General features: G+C 60.2%; 24 protein-coding genes. 17 read left to right on the top strand and 7 right to left on the bottom strand.

Annotation, left to right across the window (positions count from 1 at the left end):
* Nucleotides 1-167: 167 nt before the first annotated feature.
* The 5 genes from M5G20_RS17470 to M5G20_RS17450 all read left to right on the top strand — a co-directional run bounded on the left by M5G20_RS17470 (nucleotide 168) and on the right by M5G20_RS17450 (nucleotide 3905).
* Nucleotides 168-1076 (top strand): LysR substrate-binding domain-containing protein, encoded by a 909-nt coding sequence (locus M5G20_RS17470; RefSeq protein ID WP_273920116.1) that lies wholly within the window; start codon nucleotides 168-170, stop codon nucleotides 1074-1076.
* 267 nt (nucleotides 1077-1343) lie between these two features.
* Nucleotides 1344-1835: a 5-(carboxyamino)imidazole ribonucleotide mutase gene (gene purE / locus M5G20_RS17465; RefSeq protein ID WP_034149342.1), complete on the top strand. Its 492-nt coding sequence runs from the start codon at nucleotides 1344-1346 to the stop codon at nucleotides 1833-1835.
* 11 nt (nucleotides 1836-1846) lie between these two features.
* The gene (locus M5G20_RS17460; protein ID WP_273920115.1) at nucleotides 1847-2929 is read left to right on the top strand and encodes a 5-(carboxyamino)imidazole ribonucleotide synthase; all 1083 of its coding nucleotides are present in this window, start codon (nucleotides 1847-1849) and stop codon (nucleotides 2927-2929) included.
* A 111-nt stretch (nucleotides 2930-3040) separates the two neighbouring features.
* Complete coding sequence (locus M5G20_RS17455; RefSeq protein ID WP_212626116.1) at nucleotides 3041-3286, top strand: GlsB/YeaQ/YmgE family stress response membrane protein; 246 nt, start codon at nucleotides 3041-3043, stop codon at nucleotides 3284-3286.
* Between the two features lie 82 nt (nucleotides 3287-3368).
* Entirely contained in the window at nucleotides 3369-3905 is a 537-nt protein-coding gene (locus M5G20_RS17450) for a DUF3299 domain-containing protein (RefSeq protein ID WP_273920114.1), read from the top strand.
* Between the two features lie 72 nt (nucleotides 3906-3977).
* Here M5G20_RS17450 and M5G20_RS17445 read toward each other — a convergent pair whose 3' ends face one another.
* Both M5G20_RS17445 and M5G20_RS17440 read right to left on the bottom strand, forming a co-directional pair.
* Nucleotides 3978-4877, bottom strand: a complete 900-nt coding sequence (locus M5G20_RS17445; RefSeq protein WP_273920113.1) for a D-hexose-6-phosphate mutarotase — start codon at nucleotides 4875-4877, stop codon at nucleotides 3978-3980.
* 72 nt (nucleotides 4878-4949) lie between these two features.
* The gene (locus M5G20_RS17440; protein ID WP_007896491.1) at nucleotides 4950-5354 is read right to left on the bottom strand and encodes an acyl-CoA thioesterase; all 405 of its coding nucleotides are present in this window, start codon (nucleotides 5352-5354) and stop codon (nucleotides 4950-4952) included.
* Nucleotides 5355-5717: 363 nt separating this feature from the next.
* On the opposite strand from M5G20_RS17440, the gene M5G20_RS17435 reads away from it, so the two are divergent.
* The 9 genes from M5G20_RS17435 (at nucleotide 5718) to M5G20_RS17395 (ending at nucleotide 17001) form a co-directional block, all read left to right on the top strand.
* Nucleotides 5718-7016, top strand: coding sequence for an MFS transporter (locus M5G20_RS17435; protein ID WP_150735848.1), 1299 nt, complete (start codon nucleotides 5718-5720; stop codon nucleotides 7014-7016).
* A gap of 201 nt (nucleotides 7017-7217) precedes the next feature.
* Nucleotides 7218-8219, top strand: a complete 1002-nt coding sequence (locus M5G20_RS17430; protein ID WP_150735847.1) for a phosphate ABC transporter substrate-binding protein PstS — start codon at nucleotides 7218-7220, stop codon at nucleotides 8217-8219.
* A 464-nt stretch (nucleotides 8220-8683) separates the two neighbouring features.
* Nucleotides 8684-10717: an ABC transporter permease subunit gene (locus M5G20_RS17425; RefSeq protein WP_273920176.1), complete on the top strand. Its 2034-nt coding sequence runs from the start codon at nucleotides 8684-8686 to the stop codon at nucleotides 10715-10717.
* Between the two features lie 16 nt (nucleotides 10718-10733).
* Nucleotides 10734-12404: a phosphate ABC transporter permease PstA gene (gene pstA / locus M5G20_RS17420; RefSeq protein WP_273920112.1), complete on the top strand. Its 1671-nt coding sequence runs from the start codon at nucleotides 10734-10736 to the stop codon at nucleotides 12402-12404.
* 163 nt (nucleotides 12405-12567) lie between these two features.
* Nucleotides 12568-13401 (top strand): phosphate ABC transporter ATP-binding protein PstB, encoded by an 834-nt coding sequence (pstB, locus tag M5G20_RS17415; protein WP_033042681.1) that lies wholly within the window; start codon nucleotides 12568-12570, stop codon nucleotides 13399-13401.
* A 71-nt stretch (nucleotides 13402-13472) separates the two neighbouring features.
* Nucleotides 13473-14234, top strand: a complete 762-nt coding sequence (phoU, locus tag M5G20_RS17410; RefSeq protein ID WP_008150055.1) for a phosphate signaling complex protein PhoU — start codon at nucleotides 13473-13475, stop codon at nucleotides 14232-14234.
* 168 nt (nucleotides 14235-14402) lie between these two features.
* Nucleotides 14403-15317, top strand: a complete 915-nt coding sequence (locus tag M5G20_RS17405) for a response regulator (RefSeq protein WP_150735844.1) — start codon at nucleotides 14403-14405, stop codon at nucleotides 15315-15317.
* A 284-nt stretch (nucleotides 15318-15601) separates the two neighbouring features.
* Nucleotides 15602-15913 carry a helix-turn-helix domain-containing protein gene (locus M5G20_RS17400; RefSeq protein WP_150735842.1) on the top strand — a complete coding sequence of 104 codons (312 nt, stop codon included), beginning with the start codon at nucleotides 15602-15604 and terminating at the stop codon, nucleotides 15911-15913.
* A gap of 188 nt (nucleotides 15914-16101) precedes the next feature.
* Entirely contained in the window at nucleotides 16102-17001 is a 900-nt protein-coding gene (locus M5G20_RS17395) for a peptidoglycan DD-metalloendopeptidase family protein (RefSeq protein ID WP_273920111.1), read from the top strand.
* Between the two features lie 35 nt (nucleotides 17002-17036).
* Here M5G20_RS17395 and M5G20_RS17390 read toward each other — a convergent pair whose 3' ends face one another.
* The 3 genes from M5G20_RS17390 to phoB all read right to left on the bottom strand — a co-directional run bounded on the left by M5G20_RS17390 (nucleotide 17037) and on the right by phoB (nucleotide 20603).
* Nucleotides 17037-18377 (bottom strand): hemolysin family protein, encoded by a 1341-nt coding sequence (locus M5G20_RS17390; protein ID WP_273920110.1) that lies wholly within the window; start codon nucleotides 18375-18377, stop codon nucleotides 17037-17039.
* Nucleotides 18378-18500: 123 nt separating this feature from the next.
* Nucleotides 18501-19787, bottom strand: coding sequence for a phosphate regulon sensor histidine kinase PhoR (gene phoR, locus M5G20_RS17385; RefSeq protein WP_273920175.1), 1287 nt, complete (start codon nucleotides 19785-19787; stop codon nucleotides 18501-18503).
* A 126-nt stretch (nucleotides 19788-19913) separates the two neighbouring features.
* Nucleotides 19914-20603: a phosphate regulon transcriptional regulator PhoB gene (phoB, locus tag M5G20_RS17380; protein WP_034149326.1), complete on the bottom strand. Its 690-nt coding sequence runs from the start codon at nucleotides 20601-20603 to the stop codon at nucleotides 19914-19916.
* A 152-nt stretch (nucleotides 20604-20755) separates the two neighbouring features.
* Here phoB and M5G20_RS17375 point away from each other — a divergent pair, with 152 nt between their 5' ends.
* The gene (locus tag M5G20_RS17375; protein WP_075947078.1) at nucleotides 20756-21142 is read left to right on the top strand and encodes a COG4315 family predicted lipoprotein; all 387 of its coding nucleotides are present in this window, start codon (nucleotides 20756-20758) and stop codon (nucleotides 21140-21142) included.
* 43 nt (nucleotides 21143-21185) lie between these two features.
* Here the strand turns inward: M5G20_RS17375 and ubiA are convergent, their stop codons facing one another.
* Both ubiA and M5G20_RS17365 read right to left on the bottom strand, forming a co-directional pair.
* Nucleotides 21186-22076: a 4-hydroxybenzoate octaprenyltransferase gene (gene ubiA / locus M5G20_RS17370; protein WP_273920109.1), complete on the bottom strand. Its 891-nt coding sequence runs from the start codon at nucleotides 22074-22076 to the stop codon at nucleotides 21186-21188.
* The gene (locus M5G20_RS17365; protein WP_273920108.1) at nucleotides 22076-22627 is read right to left on the bottom strand and encodes a chorismate--pyruvate lyase family protein; all 552 of its coding nucleotides are present in this window, start codon (nucleotides 22625-22627) and stop codon (nucleotides 22076-22078) included. The genes ubiA and M5G20_RS17365 overlap by 1 nt, the downstream gene beginning before the upstream one ends.
* A 199-nt stretch (nucleotides 22628-22826) precedes the next feature.
* Here M5G20_RS17365 and M5G20_RS17360 point away from each other — a divergent pair, with 199 nt between their 5' ends.
* Both M5G20_RS17360 and M5G20_RS17355 read left to right on the top strand, forming a co-directional pair.
* A complete protein-coding gene (locus M5G20_RS17360; protein WP_007954349.1) occupies nucleotides 22827-22994 on the top strand; it encodes a rubredoxin in 168 nt (55 codons plus the stop codon).
* A 20-nt stretch (nucleotides 22995-23014) separates the two neighbouring features.
* Nucleotides 23015-24163: an NAD(P)/FAD-dependent oxidoreductase gene (locus M5G20_RS17355; RefSeq protein WP_273920107.1), complete on the top strand. Its 1149-nt coding sequence runs from the start codon at nucleotides 23015-23017 to the stop codon at nucleotides 24161-24163.
* Nucleotides 24164-24315 lie beyond the last annotated feature (152 nt).

Here is a 24315-nt window from a genome sequence, read left to right as displayed (position 1 = left end):
TCGATATGGACCCTGTCTGTGCCGGAACGCTGCAAATGCTAGGCTTGTGGAGAATTTTGGGCCAATGCTGTTAAACACTGGCCTATGCACATTCGGCATAATGCCGATGTGACGCCGCGTTGATGGCGAGCGTGTGACCTAATTTGGTGCGTGTCCGGGAGGACGTGATGAATCTGGAAAGTAAATGGCTGGAGGACTTCAGTGCCCTGGCCGCCACCCGCAGCTTCTCCCAGGCTGCGGAACGCCGCTTCGTGACTCAGCCGGCGTTCAGCCGGCGAATCCGCAGCCTTGAAGCGGCGTTGGGGCTGACACTGGTCAATCGCTCGCGCACGCCGATCGAGCTGACAGCGGCGGGGCAACTGTTTCTGGTGACGGCACGCACCGTGGTTGAACAGCTCGGTGAAGTACTGCGCCACCTGCATCATCTGGAAGGCGGGCAAGGCGAAGTGATGCAAGTCGCTGCAGCTCACTCGCTGGCGCTGGGTTTCTTTCCGCGCTGGATCGCCCAACTGCGCAACGAAGGCTTGAACATCGCTACGCGACTGGTCGCGACCAACGTCGGCGATGCGGTGCATGCGCTGCGTGAAGGGGGTTGCGACTTGATGCTGGCCTTCTACGACCCGGATGCGGCGATGCAGATGGACCCGGAAATCTTCCCGTCTCTGCACTTGGGGCACACCGAGATGTTGCCGGTCTGCGCCGCGGACGCCGACGGCAAGCCGTTGTTCGACCTGGAAGGCGAGGGCAGTGTGCCGCTGCTGGCTTATAGCGCCGGTGCGTTCCTTGGGCGTTCGGTGAACCTGCTGTTGCGCCAACGGGCGCTGCGCTTCACCACCATTTACGAAACTGCCATGGCTGACAGCCTCAAAAGCATGGCGCTGGAAGGCCTCGGAATTGCCTGGGTGCCGCAACTCAGCGTGCGCGCCGAACTGGCGCGTGGGGAGTTGGTGGTGTGCGGTGGATCGCAGTGGCATGTACCGCTGGAGATTCGTTTGTACCGCTGCGCGCTCGTGCGTAAGGCCAACGTGCGGTTGTTGTGGCGCAAGCTCGAAGGCGGCGCCGCGCAAAGTTCTTAAACCCGCCCGATCCCTGTGGAGCTGGCAAGCCGGCTCCCACAGGGATCGGGAGGTGTCTTTTCGCTGACCTTCGGGTCAATAAAACCGGGCTTTTGCGGCAGATGACAGATGGTCGCGCAGGGGGCTGTTTATCTGCTTCATTGAGGTATACTGCGCGGCCTTCGGCCGGTTGCGACTGGCCATAATTCGTACAATCAAGCCACGCATTCTGCGTGGCTTGTTGTTTTTTGATGCGCCTGCGGGCGCCCAGAGAGAAGAGGCACGACGATGAGTGCATTGGTTGGCGTGATCATGGGCTCTAAGTCCGATTGGTCCACCCTTAGCCACACCGCCGATATGCTGGAAAAGCTCGGCATCCCTTACGAGGTGAAGGTAGTGTCCGCTCACCGCACCCCGGACCTGCTGTTCCAGTACGCTGAAGAAGCCGAGGCGCGTGGCATCGAGGTGATCATCGCCGGTGCCGGCGGCGCGGCCCACTTGCCTGGCATGTGTGCGGCCAAGACCCACCTGCCGGTACTGGGCGTGCCCGTGCAGTCGGCGATGCTCTCGGGCGTCGACTCACTGCTCTCCATCGTGCAGATGCCGGCCGGCATTCCGGTGGCCACCCTGGCCATCGGCAAGGCTGGCGCGATCAACGCCGCGCTGTTGTCGGCGAGTATCCTGGGCGCCAAGCACCCGCAGTTCCATGAAGTGCTGAAAACCTTCCGTGCTGAGCAGACAGACAGCGTCCTGGAAAATCCAGACCCACGCATCGCCTGAGGTTGTTGACGATGAAGATCGGTGTAATCGGTGGCGGCCAGTTGGGTCGCATGTTGGCGCTGGCGGGTACTCCGCTGGGTATGAACTTCGCTTTCCTCGACCCGGCGCCTGACGCTTGCGCGGCGGCATTGGGCGAGCACCTGCGGGCCGATTACGGCGATCAGGATCACCTGCGCCAACTGGCCGATGAAGTCGATCTGGTGACCTTCGAATTCGAAAGTGTGCCGGCGGAAACCGTCGCGTTCCTGTCGCAATTCGTCCCGGTGTACCCGAGTGCCGAAGCACTGCGCATCGCTCGCGACCGCTGGTTCGAGAAAAGCATGTTCAAGGACCTGGGGATTCCGACCCCGGCGTTCGCCGACATTCAGTCCCAGGCTGATCTGGATGCCGCCGTGGCTTCCATCGGTCTGCCTGCCGTGCTCAAGACCCGCACCCTGGGTTACGACGGCAAGGGCCAGAAGGTCCTGCGTTCCCCTGAAGATGTAGTCGGTACGTTCGCCGAACTGGGCAGCGTGGCCTGCCTGCTGGAAGGTTTCGTGCCGTTCACTGGCGAAGTCTCGCTGATCGCCGTGCGTGCTCGCGATGGTGAAACAAAATTCTACCCGCTGGTACACAACACCCACGACAGCGGCATCCTCAAACTGTCCGTGGCCAGCACCGACCACCCGTTGCAAGCCCTGGCCGAAGACTACTCCAGCCGTGTGCTCAAGCAGCTGGACTACGTCGGCGTGATGGCGTTCGAGTTCTTTGAAGTCGACGGTGGCCTCAAGGCCAACGAAATCGCCCCGCGCGTGCACAACTCCGGGCACTGGACGACCGAAGGCGCCGAGTGCAGCCAGTTCGAAAACCACCTGCGGGCCGTTGCCGGTCTGCCGTTGGGTTCGACGGCCAAGGTCGGCGAGAGCGCGATGCTCAACTTCATCGGTAAAGTGCCGGACACCGACAAGGTCATCGCAATCGCCGATTGCCATCTGCATCACTACGGCAAGGCGTTCAAGGCAGGCCGCAAGGTCGGCCACGCCAACCTGCGTTGCGCAAACCGCGAAACCCTCGCCGCGCAGATCCTCAAGGTCGAAGCGCTGATCGCCGAGTAAAACAGTTTCATGTGGCGGCGGCGGAACCATTGCGGTGCCGCCGTTCTCTCATGGCAGGATGCGAAAGTCTGACTAGGCTTTCGCATAGCCAATCATTCAGAGGGAAATGCCATGGGAATCATCGGAACCATCTTTATCGGCTTGATCGTCGGCTTGCTTGCTCGGTTCCTGAAACCGGGCGATGACAGCATGGGCTGGATCATGACCATCCTGCTCGGTATCGGCGGTTCGCTGGCGGCCACTTATGGCGGCCAGGCGTTGGGCATTTACCAGGCCGGCGAAGGTGCCGGTTTCATCGGTGCGCTGGTGGGCGCGGTGGTGTTGCTGGTGATCTACGGCCTGATCAAAAAGAACTGATTCAAGCGACAAAGTCCTCTCGGCTGCGCAGTCCGAGAGGACTAGAATGCTCGGCGATTTCCTTTCTTTGCCGAGCATCTCCATGCGCCGTCTTTTGCTGACTCTCGTTTTACTGGGTACGGGCCTTGCCCATGCCGGCGAACTGCCGGAAACCGACTGGCTCGAACTGATGCCCAAGTCGGATCAGAAAGCCCTCGAGGCAATGCCCGAAATCGACCACAACTCCCCCGAAGCCAATGGCACCTTCACCGAAAAAGGTGGCATGAAGCAGAGCAAGGGCTTGCCGGCGGTGATGTATTCGACCAAAACCGTAGCGTCGATGAACGACAAAACCATCCGCATCGGTGGTTATCCGGTGCCGCTGGAGTCCGATGCCAAGGGCAACAGCACGCTGTTTTTCCTCGTGCCATACCCGGGCGCCTGCATCCACGTGCCGCCGCCGCCACCGAATCAATTGGTGCTGGTGCGCTATCCGAAGGGCTTGAAGCTCAATGATATCTACACGCCGCTGTGGGTCACCGGCACGTTGAAGGTCGAGAAGGTCAGCAATGACCTGGCAGATGCGGCCTACGCGCTGGATGCAGCGAAGGTGCGGGTCGTGCAGGAATCGGATTTGTAAAAACACTGCTGGAGCCGGCTTGCTGGCGATAGCGATCTTGAGGACGCCATCGCCAGCAAGCCGGCTCCAGGTTTAAAGCGGTTTGCTGCCGATGCTGACGCCGAGGGTGTGGGTGGCTCCCGGCGCCAGGCTCACGACATCCCCCATCACATTCGCCGTTTCGATGCACAGCATGCGCTGCCAGCCGTCGTCAGCCATGTCGCTGAATGCGGCGGCACGGTCGATCCAGGGGTTCCAGATCACCGCCGAGCGCGAACCCGTACTTGTCAGTTCGATGCGTCGCTCCCAGGCCGGGTCGACGATGCTCAGCAGCGGCGGGGCGTCGAGGTAGATGCGGTCGGTTTCGCCGGTAAAGCGCAGGTCGCCGGACTGCTTCTTGGTTGCCCAGTCTTCCAGGGTTTCGATGTAGCTCAAGCCATCCACGCCTTCGACGTGAACGTTGCGCGCATCGCTGACGGCGAAATAGCTGTGCAGGGCCTGACTGATGGTGACGGTTTGCGCACCCCGGTTGTGGCTGATCAACTGGATGTGCAATTGGTCACCCAGACGAATGCTCAGCTTCAAGTCCACTTGATGCGGCCAGCCTGGCAATCCGCCGTCGGGGCAGGGCAGCAAGAATTCGATGTTCAGGCTTTCGCCCTCGGCTTCGATGCCGCCCAATTCCCAGTCCATCGCCCGCACCAGGCCATGAGCCGTTGGTGCTTGGTTGCTGACGCGCATCGCTTTCACGCTCTGCGGGTTGCGCTCGAAGTTGCCGAACCACGGCCAGCACACCGGCACACCGGCGCGGATGCTTTTGCCGGTCTTGAACACCGCCTCATCGTTGAGCCAGATCAGCGGCGGCTGCCCCGCCAGTTGATAACTGAGGATGTGCGCGCCTTGCTGGGCCACCAGTAATTCGGCCTGACCGTGGCGGATGCGCCAGCAGTTCAGTTCATCCAGTTTGACGGCTTCAACGTTGGGCGTGTTCATGGGACAGCTCTCGATCAGTAACAGGACTGCAATGGACCGCGAATCGGGCGTCGGGTTTGACGCTTCCCGGTTTTAACGAGCGCGCGGCGGAACCGAGCGGGTACGGCCGCTGCCATCGATGGCGACGAACACAAATACCGCTTCAGTGACTTTGCGCCATTCGCTGGACAGCGGATCGTCGCTCCAGACCTCGACCATCATCTGGATCGAGCTGCGGCCGATTTCCAGTGCCTGTGTATAGAAGGAGAGCTGAGCGCCCACCGCCACTGGAACCAGGAATGCCATGCGGTCGATCGCGACCGTGGCCACGCGGCCACCGGCAACCTTGCTGGCCATCGCGGTGCCGGCCAAATCCATCTGTGCTACCAGCCAGCCGCCGAAAATATCGCCAAAGCCGTTGGTTTCGCGGGGAAGTGCGGTAATTTGCAAGGCCAGGTCGCCTTGCGGGATCGGATCTTCTTGTTCGAGCTCTATCATGCCGGGGGTGCCTCTGACCCGTGACTCTTCGTTGGTGCTGCTGGTGGTAGCCGTCTTCGGGAAAAACGATTCAGCACCGAACATACTACGTTCGTCACGTTTTTCGTAAGGCGCCTAAAGGGAAACTCTGCGAAATCGCCTATGACGCTTTCAGGCGTTTTCGCACAGCAACCCTTACAAGCCGTCGCACAGTTGCGAGTATATCGGTCGGTAGACTCCGAGACGACCGTCCGGTTCTCATTTTGACCGTCAATTACGCACCTCTATGTGCTTTTTCGAACAATTTGCTATCGTGCCGGTCCTGCCCGAGCCCTTGCCAGCGTTGTTGGGGCGGCAGACCTGACTATAAGAGAAGCCCTTGCCATGACCACAGCGCCCTCGAGTATCGCGCAGCCATCCCAATCCGCACGTCCGCTGACCCGCAACGACTACAAGACGCTGTCGTTGTCGGCCTTGGGCGGGGCGCTGGAATTTTACGACTTCATTATTTTCGTGTTCTTCGCGACCGTCGTGGGCAAGCTGTTCTTCCCGGCGGACATGCCCGAATGGCTACGCCTGATGCAGACCTTCGGCATCTTTGCCGCCGGCTACCTGGCGCGGCCGCTGGGCGGCATCGTGATGGCGCACTTCGGTGACCTGCTGGGGCGCAAGAAGATGTTCACCCTGAGCATTTTCATGATGGCCGTGCCGACCCTGATCATGGGCCTGCTGCCGACCTACGCGCAGATCGGCATGTGGGCGCCGATTCTGTTGCTGCTGATGCGGGTGATTCAAGGCGCGGCGATTGGCGGCGAGGTGCCGGGGGCGTGGGTATTCGTTTCCGAACACGTGCCGCAGCGGCACGTCGGCTATGCCTGCGGGACCCTGACCAGTGGCCTGACGGCAGGCATCCTGTTGGGTTCTTTGGTCGCTACCGCGATCAACAGCCTTTATACCCCGGTGGAAGTGGCGGATTACGCCTGGCGGATTCCGTTCCTGCTGGGCGGCGTGTTCGGCCTGTTCTCGGTGTACCTGCGCCGCTGGCTGCACGAAACCCCGGTGTTTGCCGAGCTGCAACAACGCAAGGCCCTCGCCGAGGAAGTGCCACTGCGTGCGGTGCTGCGTGACCATCGTGGCGCCATCGCCATTTCGATGTTGCTGACCTGGTTGCTGTCCGCCGCCATTGTAGTGTTGATCTTGATGACCCCGACCGTTCTGCAGACGGTCTATCACTTCTCGGCAACCTCGTCGCTGCAAGCGAACAGCGTGGCGATCGTGTTCCTGAGCTTCGGTTGCATTATTGCTGGCGCACTGGCCGATCGTTTTGGTGCGGGGCGTGTCTTTGTCTTCGGTTGCACGGCGTTGCTGGCCAGCTCCTGGACCTTCTATCACAGCCTGGCTGATCATCCTGACTGGCTGTTCCCGATGTATGCCCTGACCGGTCTGCTGGTCGGCACCATCGGTGCGGTGCCGTACGTGATGGTCAAGGCGTTCCCGCCGGTGGTGCGCTTCAGCGGTTTGTCGTTCTCCTACAACGTGGCTTACGCGATCTTCGGGGGGCTGACGCCAATGATCGTCAGTCTGCTGCTCAAAGAAAGCCCGATGGGGCCGGCTTATTATGTGGCGGTGCTGTGTGGGGTCGGGATTCTGGTGGGGGCGTATCTCTGGAAGAAGGGGCGTTAGTTCTGGCCTCATCGCCAGCGAGCTGGCTCCTGCCCAAGACCGTAGGAGCCGGCTTGCTGGCGATTGGGGGCGCATGAATCATCCGGTAAAAACGCGAATAGTGGCCTTTCATCCAATTGTCATATTTCAGCCATAGAGTGTTCACATGGCCTGCTGATACTGGGCCCCGAATTAACACACCCTATCTGCTAGGAGTAAGGCATGAAACTGAAGCGTTTGATGGCGGCAATGACTTTTGTCGCTGCTGGCGTTGCGACTGCCAACGCGGTTGCCGCTGTTGACCCTGCTATCCCGAGCTACACCAAGACCACCGGTGTGTCGGGCAACCTGTCCAGCGTTGGTTCCGACACTCTGGCTAACCTCATGACCCTCTGGGCTGAGAACTACAAAAAAGAATACCCGAACGTAAACATCCAGATTCAGGCCGCCGGTTCCTCTACCGCGCCACCTGCGCTGACAGAAGGCACCGCTAACCTGGGCCCGATGAGCCGCAAGATGAAGGACAACGAACTGCAAGCCTTCGAAACCAAATACGGCTACAAGCCAACCGCTATTCCGGTTGCCGTGGACGCCTTGGCTGTATTCGTACACAAAGACAACCCGATCAAGGGCCTGACCATGGCTCAAGTCGATGCGATTTTTTCTTCGACTCGTCTGTGCGGCGCTAAAGCCGACGTGAAAACCTGGGGTGACCTGGGCGTGACCGGTGACCTGGCCAACAAGCCCGTTCAACTGTTTGGTCGTAACTCGGTATCCGGTACCTACGGCTACTTCAAGGAAGAAGCCTTGTGCAAAGGCGACTACAAGCCAAACGTGAACGAGCAACCCGGTTCGGCTTCGGTCGTGCAGTCGATCAGCAGCTCGCTTAACGGCGTTGGCTACTCGGGTATCGGCTACAAGACTGCCAGCGTGAAAACCGTTGCCCTGTCCAAGAAAGAAGGCGGCGAGTTCATCGAAGACACCGAAGAAAACGCCCTGAACGGCAAGTACCCGCTGTCGCGCTTCCTCTATGTCTACGTCAACAAAGCCCCGAACAAGCCGCTGGCTCCGCTGGAAGCTGAGTTCGTGAAACTGATTCTGTCGAAACAGGGTCAGGAAGTTGTTGTGAAAGACGGTTACATCCCACTGCCAGCCAAAGTTGCTGCAAAAGCACTGGCTGACCTGGGTCTGCAAGAAGGCGGCGCTGCAGTCGTAAAGAAGTAACAAACTGAGTCCGGGTTAGTCCCGGACTCTGTAGGAGCCGGCTTGCTGGCGAAGGCATCACCGCGGTGAACCTGCCGAACAGTGTCTACCGCATCGCCAGCAAGCCGGCTCCTACAACCCCAATTCTCTATCCGCTGCCGGTTCTACCGGGGGGCGGATTTGTCGCGTCACTGCACTGTCATCTTTCTGTCATACAGGATCGCTAGGGTGTGCGAATGAATGATCTGGCCAATTCCAACATGACTACTAATCCCCCCAAGCGAATTGATTTCAATACGCCTGAGTTGCAACGCAAGCGCCGCATTCGCGCGCTCAAGGATCGCTTCACCCGCTGGTACGTCCTCATCGGTGGCCTGGCGGTACTGGCAGCCATCACCCTGATCTTCTTCTTCCTTGCCTATGTCGTTGCGCCCCTGTTCCAGGGTGCCAGCCTGACGTCCAGGGACGCGATCACGCCAGCCTGGATGCAAGACGCCGGCAAGCCGTTGATGTTCTCTCTGGAAGAGCAAAACCAGGTGGCCATGCGGGTTTCCGACAAGGGCCAGGCATTGTTCTTCGATATCGACAGTGGCGCCGAACTCAAGCGCGTCGATCTGCCTGTTCCGGCCGGCACCACCGTGACCTCCATCGGTAAAGACCAGCCAGGCCAACCGCTGGTGGCCGTGGGCTTGTCCAACGGTCAGGCACTGGTGTTCCGTCACACCTATAAAGTCAGCTACCCGGACGGCAAGAAAACCATCTCGCCGGCCATCGAGTATCCGTACGGCGAAACGCCGATTGCGCTGAACGAAGCGGGCGGTGCGCTGGAGCACGTCAGCCTCAACGCTACCGATTCGACGTTGATGCTGGTGGGTTCCACCGGTTCGCAACTCAATGTTTTAGCGCTGACCAGCGAAGAAAACATGATGACCGGCGAAGTCACCAACGAGCAGACGCGTATCGAACTGCCGCAAATGACCGAGCCGGTGAAGAACATCTTCGTCGACCCGCGTCAGCAGTGGTTGTACGTGATTAACGGTCGTGCCCAGGCCGACGTGTTCAGCCTGCGCGACAAGAGCCTCAACGGTCGCTACAAACTGCTGGAAAACGGCGATGCTGAAATCACTGCCAGTACGCAACTGGTGGGCGGTATTTCGCTGATCCTTGGCGATTCCAAGGGTGGCCTGGCCCAGTGGTTCATGGCCCGCGACCCGGATGGCGAACAGCGCCTGAAGCTGATCCGTACTTTCCAGATGGGCTCCACGCCGATCATTGAGATCACCGCCGAAGAGCGCCGCAAGGGCTTCGTTGCCCTCGATGCTTCCGGCAAGCTCGGCGTGTTCCACAGCACCGCGCATCGCACCCTGCTGGTTGACCAGGTGGTCGAAGGCCAGGGCCTGTTCGGGCTGTCGCCGCGTGCCAACCGCATCATCGTGGAAGCCGGTGGCAAGCTCCAGCCGTTGCTGCTCGACAACCCGCACCCGGAAGTTTCATGGAGCGCGTTGTGGAGCAAGGTTTGGTACGAGAACTACGACGAGCCTAAATACGTCTGGCAATCGACCGCCGCCAACACTGACTTCGAACCGAAACTGAGCCTGTCGCCGCTGACCTTCGGTACCTTGAAGGCCGCGTTCTACGCCATGCTGCTGGCCGCTCCACTGGCCGTTGCCGCTGCGATCTACACCGCGTACTTCATGGCCCCGGGCATGCGCCGCAAGGTCAAGCCGGTGATCGAACTGATGGAAGCGATGCCGACGGTGATCCTCGGTTTCTTCGCCGGCCTGTTCCTCGCGCCGTATGTGGAAGGACACCTTCCGGGTATCTTCAGCCTGTTGATGCTGCTGCCGATCGGCATCCTGGTCGCCGGTTTCACCTTCAGTCGCCTGCCTGAGTCGATCCGCCTGAAAGTCCCGGATGGCTGGGAAAGTGCGCTGCTGATCCCGGTGATCCTGTTTGTGGGCTGGTTCTCGCTGTACATGAGCCCGTTCATGGAGAACTGGTTCTTCGGCGGCGACATGCGCATGTGGATCTCCCATGACCTGGGCATCACCTACGACCAGCGCAACGCACTGGTGGTGGGTCTGGCCATGGGCTTCGCGGTCATCCCGAACATCTACTCCATCGCCGAAGACGCCGTGTTCAGCGTGCCGCGTGGCCTGACCCTCGGTTCCCTGGCCCTCGGTGCCACGCCGTGGCAGACCATGACCCGCGTGGTGATCCTCACCGCCAGCCCGGGTATTTTCTCGGCGTTGATGATCGGCATGGGCCGCGCGGTCGGTGAAACCATGATCGTATTGATGGCCACCGGTAACACCCCGGTCATGGAAATGAACCTGTTTGAAGGCCTGCGCACCCTCGCCGCCAACGTCGCGGTGGAAATGCCCGAGTCGGAAGTCGGCGGCAGCCACTACCGCGTGCTGTTCCTCTCGGCGCTGGTGCTGCTGTTGTTCACCTTCGTCATGAACACCCTCGCGGAACTGATTCGTCAGCGTCTGCGCAAGAAATACTCGTCGCTTTAAGCAAAGGTAGAAGTCTGTGAAACAGAACTCCCTGAAAGGATGGTTCAAGAGCGGCGCCCCCGGCGTCTGGATCAGCGGTGGCGCGGTGTCCATCGCGGTCATCATGACCATTGGCCTGCTGGCCGTGATTGCCGTGCGCGGCCTGGGTCACTTCTGGCCGGCGGACCTGGTGCACGCCAGCTACGACGTGCCGGGCCAGGCCAATCACCTGGTGATCGGCGAAATCGTACAGAAGGAAGAAGTGCCGCGTGCCCGCCTGAAGAGTGCCGGATTGCCGGTGCCTGACGAAGGCCCGGAATTCATGACCCGCGAGTTGATCAAGGTCGGCAACCGCGACTTGAACGGCAACGACTTCACGTGGATTGTCGGCGAGTGGCTAACCAACCTGAAGACCCCGGTCGAATTGATGGCCATCGAGCGTCGCGAGTGGGGCAACTTCTACGGTTACCTGGTCAACGTCAAACAGGACGGCAAGGTCATCGCTGAAGGCGAAGCTGCCTGGCCTGAGTTGCAAGCGCGGATCAACCGTGTGAATCAGCTGGCCGCGCAACTCAAGACGCTGGAGAAGGTCGACATTGGCGCGATCAACGCCGGTCTCGAACGCATCCGCCTGCACGGCCGCAAGCTGGAACTGGACGGCAAGCTCGACGCGGCCGCGCAAGCGGACATGGAATCCGAGCGCGCCGAACTCAACGCCCGTTATCAGGACATCGAGGCTCGCCTGGGCGACCTGCACGCGCAGTTCAACCGCGACAGCCTCACCGCCCGTGATGCCAACGGCAAGGAAATCGAAATCGGCCTGGGCAAAGTGGTGCACGCCTATCAGCCAAACGCCATGGGCACCTTCACCAAGATCGGCTTCTACTTCAGCAAGGTCTGGGAATTCCTGAGCGACGATCCGCGTGAAGCGAACACCGAAGGCGGGATTTTCCCGGCGATCTTCGGCACCGTGATGATGACCCTGATCATGGCGATGATCGTGACCCCGTTCGGTGTGCTGGCGGCGGTGTACCTGCGTGAATACGCCAAGCAGAACACCCTGACCCGGGTGATCCGTATCGCGGTGAACAACCTGGCAGGTGTGCCGGCCATCGTTTACGGCGTATTCGGTCTGGGCTTCTTCGTTTACGTGCTGGGTGGTTCGGTCGACCGCTTGTTCTTCCCTGAAGCCTTGCCGGCACCGACCTTTGGTACGCCGGGCTTGCTCTGGGCTTCGTTGACCCTGGCGCTGCTGGCGGTGCCGGTGGTGATCGTGGCCACCGAAGAAGGCCTGGCGCGGATTCCTCGCACCGTGCGTGAGGGCTCGTTGGCCCTCGGCGCGACCAAGGCTGAAACCTTGTGGAAGATCGTGCTGCCGATGGCCAGCCCGGCCATGATGACCGGCATGATCCTCGCCGTGGCCCGTGCCGCCGGTGAAGTGGCGCCGCTGATGCTGGTGGGTGTAGTGAAACTGGCGCCGTCGCTGCCGTTGGACGGCAACTACCCGTACCTGCACCTGGACCAGAAGATCATGCACCTGGGCTTCCACATCTATGACGTCGGCTTCCAGAGCCCGAACGTTGAAGCTGCACGACCGCTGGTATACGCCACGGCATTGCTGCTGGTGCTGGTGATCGCGACGTTGAACCTGTCGGCGGTGTACATCCGTAACCACCTGCGCGAGAAATACAAAGCGCTGGATAGCTAATCACCCTGTAGGAGCCGGCTTGCTGGCGATGGCATCACCGCGGTGAACCTGGCAGACCGAGTCGCCAGCATCGCCAACAAGCCGGCTCCTGCAAAAAATTGTGTAATCCGCGGGTACGACCCTCGGCCTACCGAACCGAATTTGTTAGCACAGGGAGCCTCCCATGCAGCACGAAGCACATACCCACGGCATCAACATGTCGGCGCTGGGTCGCGACAAACAGAGCCTGAACCTCGAGCAGGAAACCGTAGCCATTGAAGTACCGGGCCTGAGCCTGTTCTACGGCGACAAACAAGCGCTGTTCGACGTCAGCATGAACATCCCGAAACAGCGCGTGACCGCCTTCATCGGCCCGTCCGGCTGCGGCAAATCCACGCTGCTGCGCACCTTCAACCGCATGAACGACCTGGTCGATGGCTGCCGTGTCGAAGGCGCGATCAACCTGTACGGCAACAACATCTACCGCAAGGGCGAAGACGTGGCCGAGCTGCGTCGTCGCGTCGGCATGGTGTTCCAGAAGCCCAACCCGTTCCCGAAAACCATCTACGAGAACGTGGTCTACGGCCTGCGTATCCAGGGCATCAACAAGAAGCGCGTGCTCGACGAAGCCGTCGAGTGGGCGTTGAAAGGCGCGGCGCTGTGGGACGAAGTCAAAGACCGTCTGCATGAGTCGGCACTGGGCCTGTCCGGTGGTCAGCAGCAACGTCTGGTGATCGCACGCACCATCGCCGTGGAGCCGGAAGTGCTGTTGCTCGACGAACCGTGCTCGGCACTCGACCCGATTTCGACGCTGAAAGTCGAAGAGCTGATCTACGAACTGAAATCGAAGTTCACCATCGTGATCGTGACCCACAACATGCAACAGGCCGCGCGGGTTTCCGACTACACGGCGTTCATGTACATGGGCAAACTGGTGGAATTCGGCGACACCGACACCCTGTTCACCAATCCGGCGAAGAAGCAGACCGAAGACTACATCACCGGTCGCTACGGCTAGGAAGCTGTGGTTGCTCACTGAACTGACGCTGCGGCCCACCGCACCTTACCGGACGCTCCAAGGACGCCAACATGATTAGTAAAGAAGGCCTTACCCACCACATTTCCGCTCAGTTCAACGCCGAGCTTGAGGAAGTGCGCAGCCACCTCCTGGCCATGGGCGGGCTGGTCGAGAAGCAGGTCAACGATGCGGTGACCGCGCTGATCGAGGCCGACTCCGGCCTGGCCCAGCAGGTGCGCGAGATCGATGACCAGATCAACCAGATGGAACGCAACATCGACGAAGAATGCCTGCGCATTCTGGCCCGTCGTCAGCCAGCGGCATCGGACCTGCGTCTGATCATCAGCATCTCCAAGTCGGTGATCGACCTGGAGCGCATCGGTGACGAAGCGACCAAAATCGCCCGCCGCGCCATCCAGCTGTGCGAAGAAGGCGAAGCGCCGCGCGGTTATGTCGAGGTTCGCCACATCGGTGACCAGGTGCGCAACATGGTGCGCGATGCGTTGGACGCATTTGCCCGTTTCGACGCGGACCTGGCGTTGTCGGTGGCGCAGTACGACAAGATCATCGACCGTGAATACAAGACCGCCCTGCGCGAGCTGGCGACCTACATGATGGAAGACCCACGCTCTATCTCGCGGGTCTTGAGCATTATCTGGGTGCTGCGTTCGCTGGAGCGCATCGGCGACCACGCGCGCAATATCTCGGAATTGGTGATTTACCTGGTGCGCGGTACCGATGTGCGTCACCTGGGCCTCAAGCGCATGAAAGAAGAAGTTGAAGGAACAAGCGGTGAAACCGCTAATGTTCCGGGCAAAGCTGACGATAAGTAAGGTTGCCCAAGCAAAGCGCCCGGCCTTTTGGCCGGGCGTTTTTGTTTGCGGTCCACGAATTCGAAAAGCAGCACCCGCGAACGAAAAGAGCCGGCGTGACTGAAGGTTTTTGGCAATGTGCCATCAGCAAAGCGGTATGCTTGCCGGGATTTTTTAAAGGGGTTATGGATGAGTAAGGTCAGTGTTTTGGTCGTGGACGATGCCTCGTTCATTCGTGACCTGGTGAAGAAATGCCTGCGTAACTATTTCCCGGGCATGCGGATCGAAGACGCGGTCAACGGCAGAAAGGCTCAGGCCATGCTGGCGAAGGAAGCGTTCGACCTGGTCCTGTGCGATTGGGAAATGCCGGAAATGTCCGGTCTCGAACTGCTGACCTGGTGCCGCGAGCAAGACAGCCTCAAAAGCATGCCGTTCGTGATGGTGACCAGCCGCGGTGACAAAGAGAACGTCGTCCAGGCGATTCAGGCCGGCGTGTCGGGGTATGTCAGCAAACCCTTCACCAACGAGCAACTGATCACCAAGGTCAAGCAGGCGCTGCACAAGGTCGGCAAGCTCGACGCCTTGATCAACGTCGCAGCGACTAAAACCAGCTCGGCGTTCGCTAACGACTCCCTGAGCGCATTGACCGGCGGCAAACCCGCCGTGGTTGCACCGGCTGCCGCGGCCCCTGCTGCAGCACCCTCCCGGGGATTGCTCAACAGTCCGCCGGTCAAGGCACCGGTGGCTGCTGCTGCCTCCGTGGGCGGAGGACGTGGTCAGGGTCAATTGCGTTTGCCGAACGGCATCCAGCAATGTGTGATCAAGGCCCTGAGCCTCAAGGAAGCGCTGCTGGTGGTAAAGCGCATCGACACCCTGCCGCAAGTCCTCGACAGCGCCGTACTCGACCTGGAGCAGGGCGACAACGCCGAAACGGCGCGCCTCAATGGCTATCTGCACGCCATCGTCGCCCACGAACAAAAGCCTGACAGCGAATGGCTGCAACTGACCTTCCGCTTCGTCGACCAGGACGCGCAGAAGCTCGACTACATCTCCCGCCTGATTGCCCGTGGCACGGCGCAGAAGCACTTCATACCTGGCGCTTAAGACCGCGTCGCCTGAAAGTCCGCCATCGCGAGCAGGCTCGCTCCTGCACTGGAATGCATTTCCACGTGGAAGCAAGGCTGCTCGCAACGCGTTCTTTACTTATTCCATCTCGCCGAATGGGCAAGCCGTGATTTGATTTATATTGGTTTTGATATAGATTGCTGAGTAAGGGTTTGTGCTCGGCCACTCCTTGCAACAGTCCAGAACGCAAAAGACCACTCGAAAAGCCGAAACGCGAGACATCGAACTGGCACGCGCCAGATATCAGGAAATAGGTTAACGCCATGAAGGATCATCAAAACCCGTCCCAGCGTTTTTCGAGTGTTTGGGATGCGTTGGAAGAGACTCCGCAGGAAGCGGCTAATATGCGTCTACGCGCCAAACTGATGCGCACACTTTGCGCCACCATACGAGCCTGGGAGCTTCCGCAGAAAGAGGCGGCCAAGCGTCTTGATATATCCCAGCCACGGCTCAACGACATGCTTAACGGCAAGATCGACAAGTTTTCTCTGGATGCATTGGTGAATTTGTCAGCCGCTGCAAAGCTTGAAGTCGACATCTGCTTCCCATCGACCCAGACGCTTCAATTGGCCTGACTCGTTCGATGCCAGACAATCGCTCCCACAGGCAACATCAACTCTGTGGGAGCGCGTCTGCTCACGATGGCGCCAGTACGATCACCGTTGATCCCCCGCAATGCCCATTCTGAAACAACTGTCGACCACGCTGGTCAATTCCGGCTGCTAGGCTCAATTGCAGGTCTTACTCGACAGAATTAATCCTCATGTTGACGCGAATACTGCTTTTTTGTGGTCTGTGCATGGCCGCCGCCTCGGCGATGGCCACGACGATCTACAAATCCACCGATGCCAATGGCGTGGTCTCCTACAGCGACTTCCCCACCAGCAAAGACTCCAGGCCGTTTATTTTTCGTGACGGCATGGTCGAGCACCTTGAGCGTCAGGTACGACTGATCATCATGAAGAAGAATGGCGTGGATAGCGTGTACGTGCGCAATGACCTGTACGCGCCGGTCGAAGTCGAATTGAGTTTTGCCGGAGTGAAGAACGCCAGCGGTGCACCGGGCAAGCCCATTCGGCGGGTAATACCGCAGCGCACCAGCGTTCGCATGGCGCAGCTCACGGCGACCAAGGCTGGAAAGCCACTCGCCTACATTCCGAAGTTCAATTACTTCTTGGGCGACCCCTCAGGTCCCATGGTGGGCTATCGGTATCCTTTGCCGTGGCGGGGTGGCCCGTTCCGGATCAGTCAGGGCGCCAACGGCCCCTACAGCCACTTCGGCCCCAAAAGCCGTTACGCCATCGACATCGCCATGCCAGAGGGCACGCCGATCATTGCCGCGCGGGGCGGGGTGGTGGTGAAAACCGAGAACCGCCAGAGCGGGCGCGGCACCGATGCCTCCGGCAATTTCGTGCGGGTGCTGCACGATGACGGGACCATGGGCGTGTACCTGCACCTCAAGCAAGGTTCGGTCAGGGTGCGAGAGGGGCAAAAGGTGGCGGTAGGCAGTGCATTGGCACTGTCGGGCAACACCGGCAACAGCACCGGGCCGCATTTGCACTTCGTGGTGCAGCGCAATACCGGGATGGGGCTGGTGTCGATTCCGTACCGGTTCAATCGGCCGGTCGATGCGTTGCCCAACTTTGCGTTGGGCAAGCAATAACGACGGTAACGATACTTGTTGTGGCGAGGTGTGAGTCAGTCGAGCATCAACACCTTGGCCAAAACAATTTTCGGACCTTTCATCTTCTTGATGATGATCCGCAGACCCTCGACTTCCAGCACTTCTTCCTCTTCCGGCACCCGTTTGAGGCTTTCGTAGACCAGCCCGGCAAGGGTTTCGGCTTCAACGTGGTCCAGATCGATCCCGAGCAGGCGTTCGACCTTGAACAGTGGTGTATCACCACGCACCAGCAGCTTGCCCGGTTGATACGCGAGGATCCCGCGCTCGGCCTTGCGGTGTTCGTCCTGAATGTCGCCCACCAGCACTTCCAGCACGTCTTCCATGGTCAGGTAGCCGATGATGTTGCCGTCGGCCTCTTCGACCACGGCGAAGTGCGAGCCGCCCTTGCGGAACTGCTCCAGCAATTGCGACAGCGGCATGTGCCGGGAGACGCGTTCCAGCGGGCGGGTCAGTTCGGCCAGGTTGAACGACTCGGGAATGTGGTCCAGCGCTGCCAGTTCCAGCAGCAGATCCTTGATGTGCAGCAGGCCGACGAACTCCTGGCGCTCGCTGTCGTACACCGGATAACGGCTGAACTTGTGGCGACGGAACATCGCCAGGATTTCCTTGAGCGGTGCGTTGAACTCCAGGGTCACCAGGTCTTCGCGGGAGTTGGCCCAGTCGACCACTTCCAGCTCGCCCATCTCTACCGCCGAGGCCAATACGCGCATGCCTTGGTCGCTCGGGTCCTGACCCCGGCTGGAGTGCAGGATCAGCTTCAGTTCTTCGCGGCTGTAATGGTGCTCGTGATGCGGGCCGGGTTCACCTTGCCCGGCGATGCGCAGGATGGTGTTGGCGCTGGCGTTGAGCAGGTAGATCGCCGGGTACATGGCCCAGTAGAACAGGTACAGCGGCACAGCCGTCCACAGCGACAGCAGCTCGGGTTTGCGGATAGCCCAGGATTTCGGGGCCAGTTCGCCGACCACGATGTGCAGGTACGAAATGATGAAGAACGCGGTGAAGAACGACACACCTTTGACAATCTCGGCTGACTCGACGCCCATGGCGCTCAGCAACGGTTCGAGAATATGCGCGAACGCCGGCTCACCGACCCAGCCCAGGCCCAGAGAGGCCAGGGTGATACCCAGTTGGCAGGCCGACAGGTAAGCGTCGAGCTGACTGTGCACGGTGCGCAGGATGTGGCCGCGCCAGCCGTGTTGTTCAGCGATAGCCTCGACGCGGGTCGAGCGCAATTTGACCATGGCAAATTCCGCCGCAACGAAAAAGCCGTTGAGCAAAACCAGGATCAGAGCAAAAAGAATCATGCCGAAGTCGGCGAAAATTGTAGCGAGGGTCAAGCCAGGGGAAGGGTCCATGATGGAGTTTTGCGGTTTCCGTGAATTCGAAAGGGAAGAAAAATGTGTACCTGAAGGGCAGGCACAAGTCAGCCAATGTAGCGGCTGACTCGCAGATTGCCTAGTGGCGCGTGCTGGCCGGTATCAGTCGGCGGTGCTGATGACTCGGGATTTGCTGACCTGGGCAGGCGCGAAATGGCAGGTAAAGGTGCTGCCGTGGCCCGGTACGCTGCTGATTTCCATGCGCGCGCGGTGGCGCAACAGCACGTGTTTGACGATGGCCAGGCCAAGGCCGGTGCCACCCGTGTTGGAATTGCGGCTGGAGTCGACGCGATAAAAGCGTTCCGTCAGGCGCGGCAGGTGTTTGCTGTCGATGCCAATCCCGGAATCCTGCACGCTCAGGTGCGCGCCTTGCTCGTCGCCCCACCAGCGAATGCGGATATTGCCTTCGGCCGGGGTGTACTTCACTGCGTTGAACACCAGGTTGGAAAACGCGCTGCGCAATTCCGCTTCGCTGCCCCTGAGCAGGATGGTCGGGTCGGCTTCGAGGGTGATGCGCTGGTTCTTCTGCCCGGACAGTTGCTGCGCATCGCTCTTGATCGATTGCAGCAAACCGTCGATCGCCACGGGCTGGTTATCCGACGGGTAGTCGGTGGCTTCCAGTTTGGCCAGCAACAGCAGGTCGTTGAGCAGGGTCTGCATGCGTCCGCCTTGCTGCTGCATCTGCTGCAAGGCCCGGGTCCAGCGCGGGTTCACTTCTTCGACGTTGTCGAGCAGGGTTTCCAGATAGCCGCAGATCACTGTCAGCGGCGTACGCAACTCGTGGGACACGTTGGCGATGAAGTCTTTGCGCATCTGTTCCAGCTGATGAATGCGTGTTACGTCGCGCACCAGCATCAGGTGTTCGTTGTTGCCATAACGGGTGATGTACAGCTGAATGCGCACACGGTCATTGGTCGGCGAGGGGATTTCCAGGGGTTCGGCGTAGTTGTCCTGCTCGAAGTATTCCTTGAAGCGCGGATGGCGCACCAGGTTAGTCACTGGCTGGCCGCTGTCCTGCGGGGTCTTGAGGCCCAGCAGGGTTTCAGCAGCGCGGTTCCACCATTCCAGGTTGCCGTCGGTGTCGAGCATGATCACGGCGTCTTTCAACGCGGCGGTGGATTCCTGAACCCGGTCGATCACCGCTTGCAGGCGGCCGCGCACCCGTTGGTCACGACGTTGCAGGTGGTAGATGCTGTCGAACACCTCGCCCCACAGGCCGTAGCCATCGGGCGGTGCTTCATCGGGTTGGTGCAGGCGCAGCCATTCGTGCAGGCGCAGCAGTTGCTTGAGGGTCCAGGCCAGGTAAATTCCCAGGCCTGCGGCGAGGCTCCAGCCGTAGTAGCCGGTGATCAGGCCGACCACCAGACAGGCGGTGACCAGCAGCAGCATGTGGCGAATCAGGGTGCCATGCCAGTTTTGATTCACGTGACGCGCGTCCTTGTCAGAGAAGCAGCTTTTAGCTTCAAGCGGTTTGGCTTTTAGCTGGCCGCTTGAAGCTCGTAGCTTGTAGTGCCGTCAAGCTTTGGTAGAAAAGCGGTAACCGGTGCCGCGCACGGTTTGTACCAGATTTTCATAGGCATCGCCGAGGGCTTTGCGCAGGCGACGGATATGTACGTCGACCGTGCGTTCCTCGACATAGACGTTGCCGCCCCAGACCTGATCGAGCAACTGGCCACGGGTGTAGGCGCGTTCCTGGTGGGTCATGAAGAATTGCAGCAGGCGGTACTCGGTCGGGCCCATTTCTGCCGGTTTACCGTCGATGGTCACGCGGTGGCCGATCGGGTCGAGCAGCAGGCCGCCGACTTCAATCGGCGCTTCGCCATCGGTAGGACCGGCGCGGCGCAGTACGGCTTTGAGGCGGGCGACCAGTTCACGAGGGGAAAACGGTTTGGTGATGTAGTCATCGGCGCCGACTTCCAGGCCCTGAATCTTGTTGTCCTCTTCGCCCTTGGCGGTGAGCATGATGATCGGGATATCCCCGGTCAGCTCATCGCGCTTGAGGCGGCGGGCCAACTCGATGCCGGACGTGCCGGGCAGCATCCAGTCGAGCAGGATCAGGTCTGGCTTGCGGTCGACGATAATGGCATGCGCCTGCTGGGAGTTCTCCGCCTCCAGGCAGTCATAGCCGGCCATTTCCAAAGCAACGGCGATCATTTCGCGAATGGGCGCTTCGTCGTCGACGATCAGAATGCTCCTGCCAACCATGCCTTAATCCTCTTGTCATTTAACTGTCTTGCGCCGCATTAGATAACGGAATTATTGCAGTCGTGTGACAGTATTTTAGTCGACCGGCGATTGCCATGATCCTGGACTAAGCTCTAAGTCCGAATCCTGACAACCGCAAAAGGAAGGTTTCCATGAATCACCTTGCTCAATCCTGGAAGGCATTGCTGGTCACGGCTGCGCTAACGCTGCCGACACTGGCCTTTGCCGCCGATCCGGCGATGATGAAAGACGGCATGATGGTCGACCACAAAGGCATGACCCTGTACACGTTCGACAAGGACTCGGGCGGCAAGTCGATGTGCAACGACGACTGTGCGAAAAACTGGCCACCGATGATGGCGCCGGCGGGTGCCACGGCCGATGGCAAGTGGAGTGTCATCAAGCGCGATGACGGCACGAGTCAATACGCCTACGACGGCAAGCCGCTTTACACGTTTGTGAAGGACAAGGCGCCTGGAGACATGACGGGCGACAAAATGAAGGACGTCTGGCACGTTGTTCGCGAATCGCAAAAGTAATTCCCGCCTGCGCCTCTGCCCCGGTTAACGGGGCAGATGTCATTCATCGCAGCCCGTAATCCAGCACGATCCCGACAAAAATCGCCAATCCAGCCCAGTGATTGTGCAAAAACGCCTTGAAACAGCGCATGCGGTCCTTGCCTCGGGTGTACCAGAACTCCCAGGCAAAACAGCCCGCTGCCACCGCCAGCCCCAGGTGGAACCAGCCACCGAGCTCGAACTTTGATCCGGCCAGCAACAGGCAACCCAGCGCCAACCCTTGCAGGGACAGGATGATTACCCGGTCCGCTTCGCCAAACAGGATGGCCGTGGACTTCACGCCGATCTTCAAGTCGTCATCGCGATCAGTCATCGCGTAATAAGTGTCGTAACCCACCGTCCACAACAGGTTGGCGATCCACAGCAGCCATGCCGCCGCCGGCAGTTCGCCGGTTTCGGCGGTGAACGCCATCGGCATGCCCCAGGAAAACGCCGCGCCCAGCACCACTTGCGGGTAGTAGGTGTAGCGCTTCATGAACGGGTAGGTGAAGGCCAGCGCCAGCCCGCCGAATGACAACCAGATCGTGGGGGCATTGGTGCACAGTACCAGCAGAAAACTCACGCCCATCAGCAGTGCAAAAAACACCAGCGCCTCTTTCGAGCTGATCTTGCCGCTGGCCAACGGACGTTGTGCAGTGCGTTTGACGTGGCCATCGACCTTGCGGTCAGCCCAGTCGTTGATTACGCAGCCGCCGGCCCGGGTCAGCACCACGCCGAGGACGAAAATCACGATGTTGGCCAGCGACGGCGAGCCCTTGCCGGCAATCCACAGCGCCCACAGCGTCGGCCACAGCAGCAGGTAGATGCCGATCGGTTTGTCCATGCGGGTCAACTGAATGAAATCCCAGGCCCGTGGGTTCAAGCGGTTCAGGGACTTGAGCAGGCTCTGGTACATCAACGGCTCTCCGGTTGGACGCCGGCGGCGCTCCACAGGGTCGGAAGGAAAATCTCGGCCACCAGGATGCTCAGCGCGCCACGATCGAAGCGCGAACGGCGGCCCCAGAGTTCAGGCGCCCGCACTTCGCTCGGCAACCATTCTTGAGGGTAGTGGCAAACTTCGATGGCCTGACGCTGGAATGCACGGTCGCAAAACAGCAATTCGCCCAGAGAGCGACTGCCCAGTTCATCCATGTGCAAGCCGTCGCCCTGCAATGCGCTGCGTGACGCCACACTGCGGGCAAACACCAAGGCTTCACCATGACCGCGCAAATACACTTCGCGCACCCAGCCTTCGCTGCCTTCGACCAGGCCCAGCGCGATGCATTCATCCGCGCGCAGGGGCTGCCAGCCTTCGAACAACGGCGTGACGCTGAACGCATCGTTCGTCAGATGAATCAGGCGTCTGGTCAGCGAGCCTTCATCGAACAACCAGTCGAGGGTTGAGGCGTCGGGGAGGGGAGCGAGTTGGCTTCTGGGCGCCCAGAACAGGGATTTTGAGTGCGGCACAGTGAGTCATTATTGGCAGCAAATGAGGCGGCGAGCTTACCATGTCAGCTGATAAGTTTGAGTGATCTGGCCGCCCGTTGCGCCGAACAGGCTTGCATCTGGCCGGTCCCATCAGTACAAAACGCCCTGAGCCGGACAGCAGCGCTTTATCCATCGACTGTTCGCGCCAGTAAAAGCCTGAACCTGAGGAAATACCTGAATGAAAAAGTGGCAATGTGTGGTCTGCGGCCTGATCTACAACGAAGCCGACGGCTGGCCGGATGACGGCATTGCGCCGGGCACCCTGTGGCAGGACGTGCCGGAAGACTGGCTGTGCCCGGATTGCGGCGTCGGCAAAATGGATTTCGAAATGATCGAAATCAACTAAGACATTTAAAGGAGTAAGGAATGAACGCACCTGTCGTGATCGTCGGCACCGGCCTGGCTGGCTACAACCTGGCCCGGGAGTTTCGCAAACTCGATGGCGAAACCCCGCTGCTGCTGCTGACTGCCGATGACGGGCGCTCCTACTCCAAGCCGATGCTCTCCACCGGTTTCGGCAAAAACAAGGACGCCGACGGCCTGAGCATGGCCGAGCCCGGCGCCATGGCCGAGCAGTTGAAGGCCGAAGTGCGCACTCACACGCGCATCAGCGGCATCGATCCTGGCCACAAGCGCCTGTGGATCGGTGAAGAAGCGGTGTACTACCGCGACCTGATCCTGGCCTGGGGCGCTGAAACCGTGCGCGTACCTATCGAAGGCGACGCGACGGACTGCGTCTTCCCGATCAATGACCTGGAAGACTACGCACGTTTTCGCGCAGCGGCGGCCGGCAAGCGTCGGGTATTGCTGCTCGGCGCCGGCCTGATTGGCTGCGAGTTCGCCAACGACTTGAGCCTGGGCGGCTACGAGGTGCAGCTGGTTGCACCCTGCGAGCAGGTCATGCCGACGCTGTTGCACCCGGCGGCGGCTGCGGCGGTTCAGGCCGGGCTGGAAAGCCTCGGTGCACGTTTCCACCTCGGCCCGGTGCTGACGCGCTTGCAGCGGGTTGCTGATGGCCTGGAAGCTCATCTGTCCGATGGCCAGGTCATTGCGTGTGACGTGGTGGTCTCGGCCATTGGCTTGCGCCCACGCATCGATCTGGCGGCCGCTGCCGGGTTGCAGGTCAATCGTGGCGTGATGGTCGACCGGCACCTGAAAAGCTCTCATGCCAATATCTACGCGCTGGGCGATTGCGCCGAAGTCGATGGGCTGAATCTGTTGTACGTGATGCCCCTGATGAGCTGTGCGAGAGCGCTGGCCCAGACCCTCGCCGGCAAGCCGACAGCGGTCGCCTATGGCCCGATGCCCATCACCGTGAAAACCCCGGTGTGTCCGGTCGTGGTGTCCCCGCCGCCACGGGGGACGGAGGGCATCTGGACGGTTGAAGGACAGGGCGCCGACATCAAGGTTTTATGCCGCGATGCCAACGGCAAACTGCTCGGTTATGCCCTGACAGGCGCGGCCGTGATGGAGAAATTGGCCCTGAACAAAGAGCTTCCGGCGCTGCTGGCGTAAATACCGGTCGTTCTGTCGGAATCACCCCCCTTTTGCCCTTACATTGGCCGCGTCGACACTGGCGCGGCTCCTCTCTGCGTGCCATCCTCACTCCCGTCTGCCGCAGAGTAGAGCACCTGCGGCGCTTTGGGCGCTGCTCCACAGAGAGCAGC

Source organism: Pseudomonas sp. TNT2022 ID1044 (genome assembly GCF_028656895.1).
GTDB classification, from domain to species: domain Bacteria; phylum Pseudomonadota; class Gammaproteobacteria; order Pseudomonadales; family Pseudomonadaceae; genus Aquipseudomonas; species Aquipseudomonas reinekei.
Note: the sequence above shows the minus strand (reverse complement) of the source record. Positions and strands in the feature narration are given on the sequence as shown.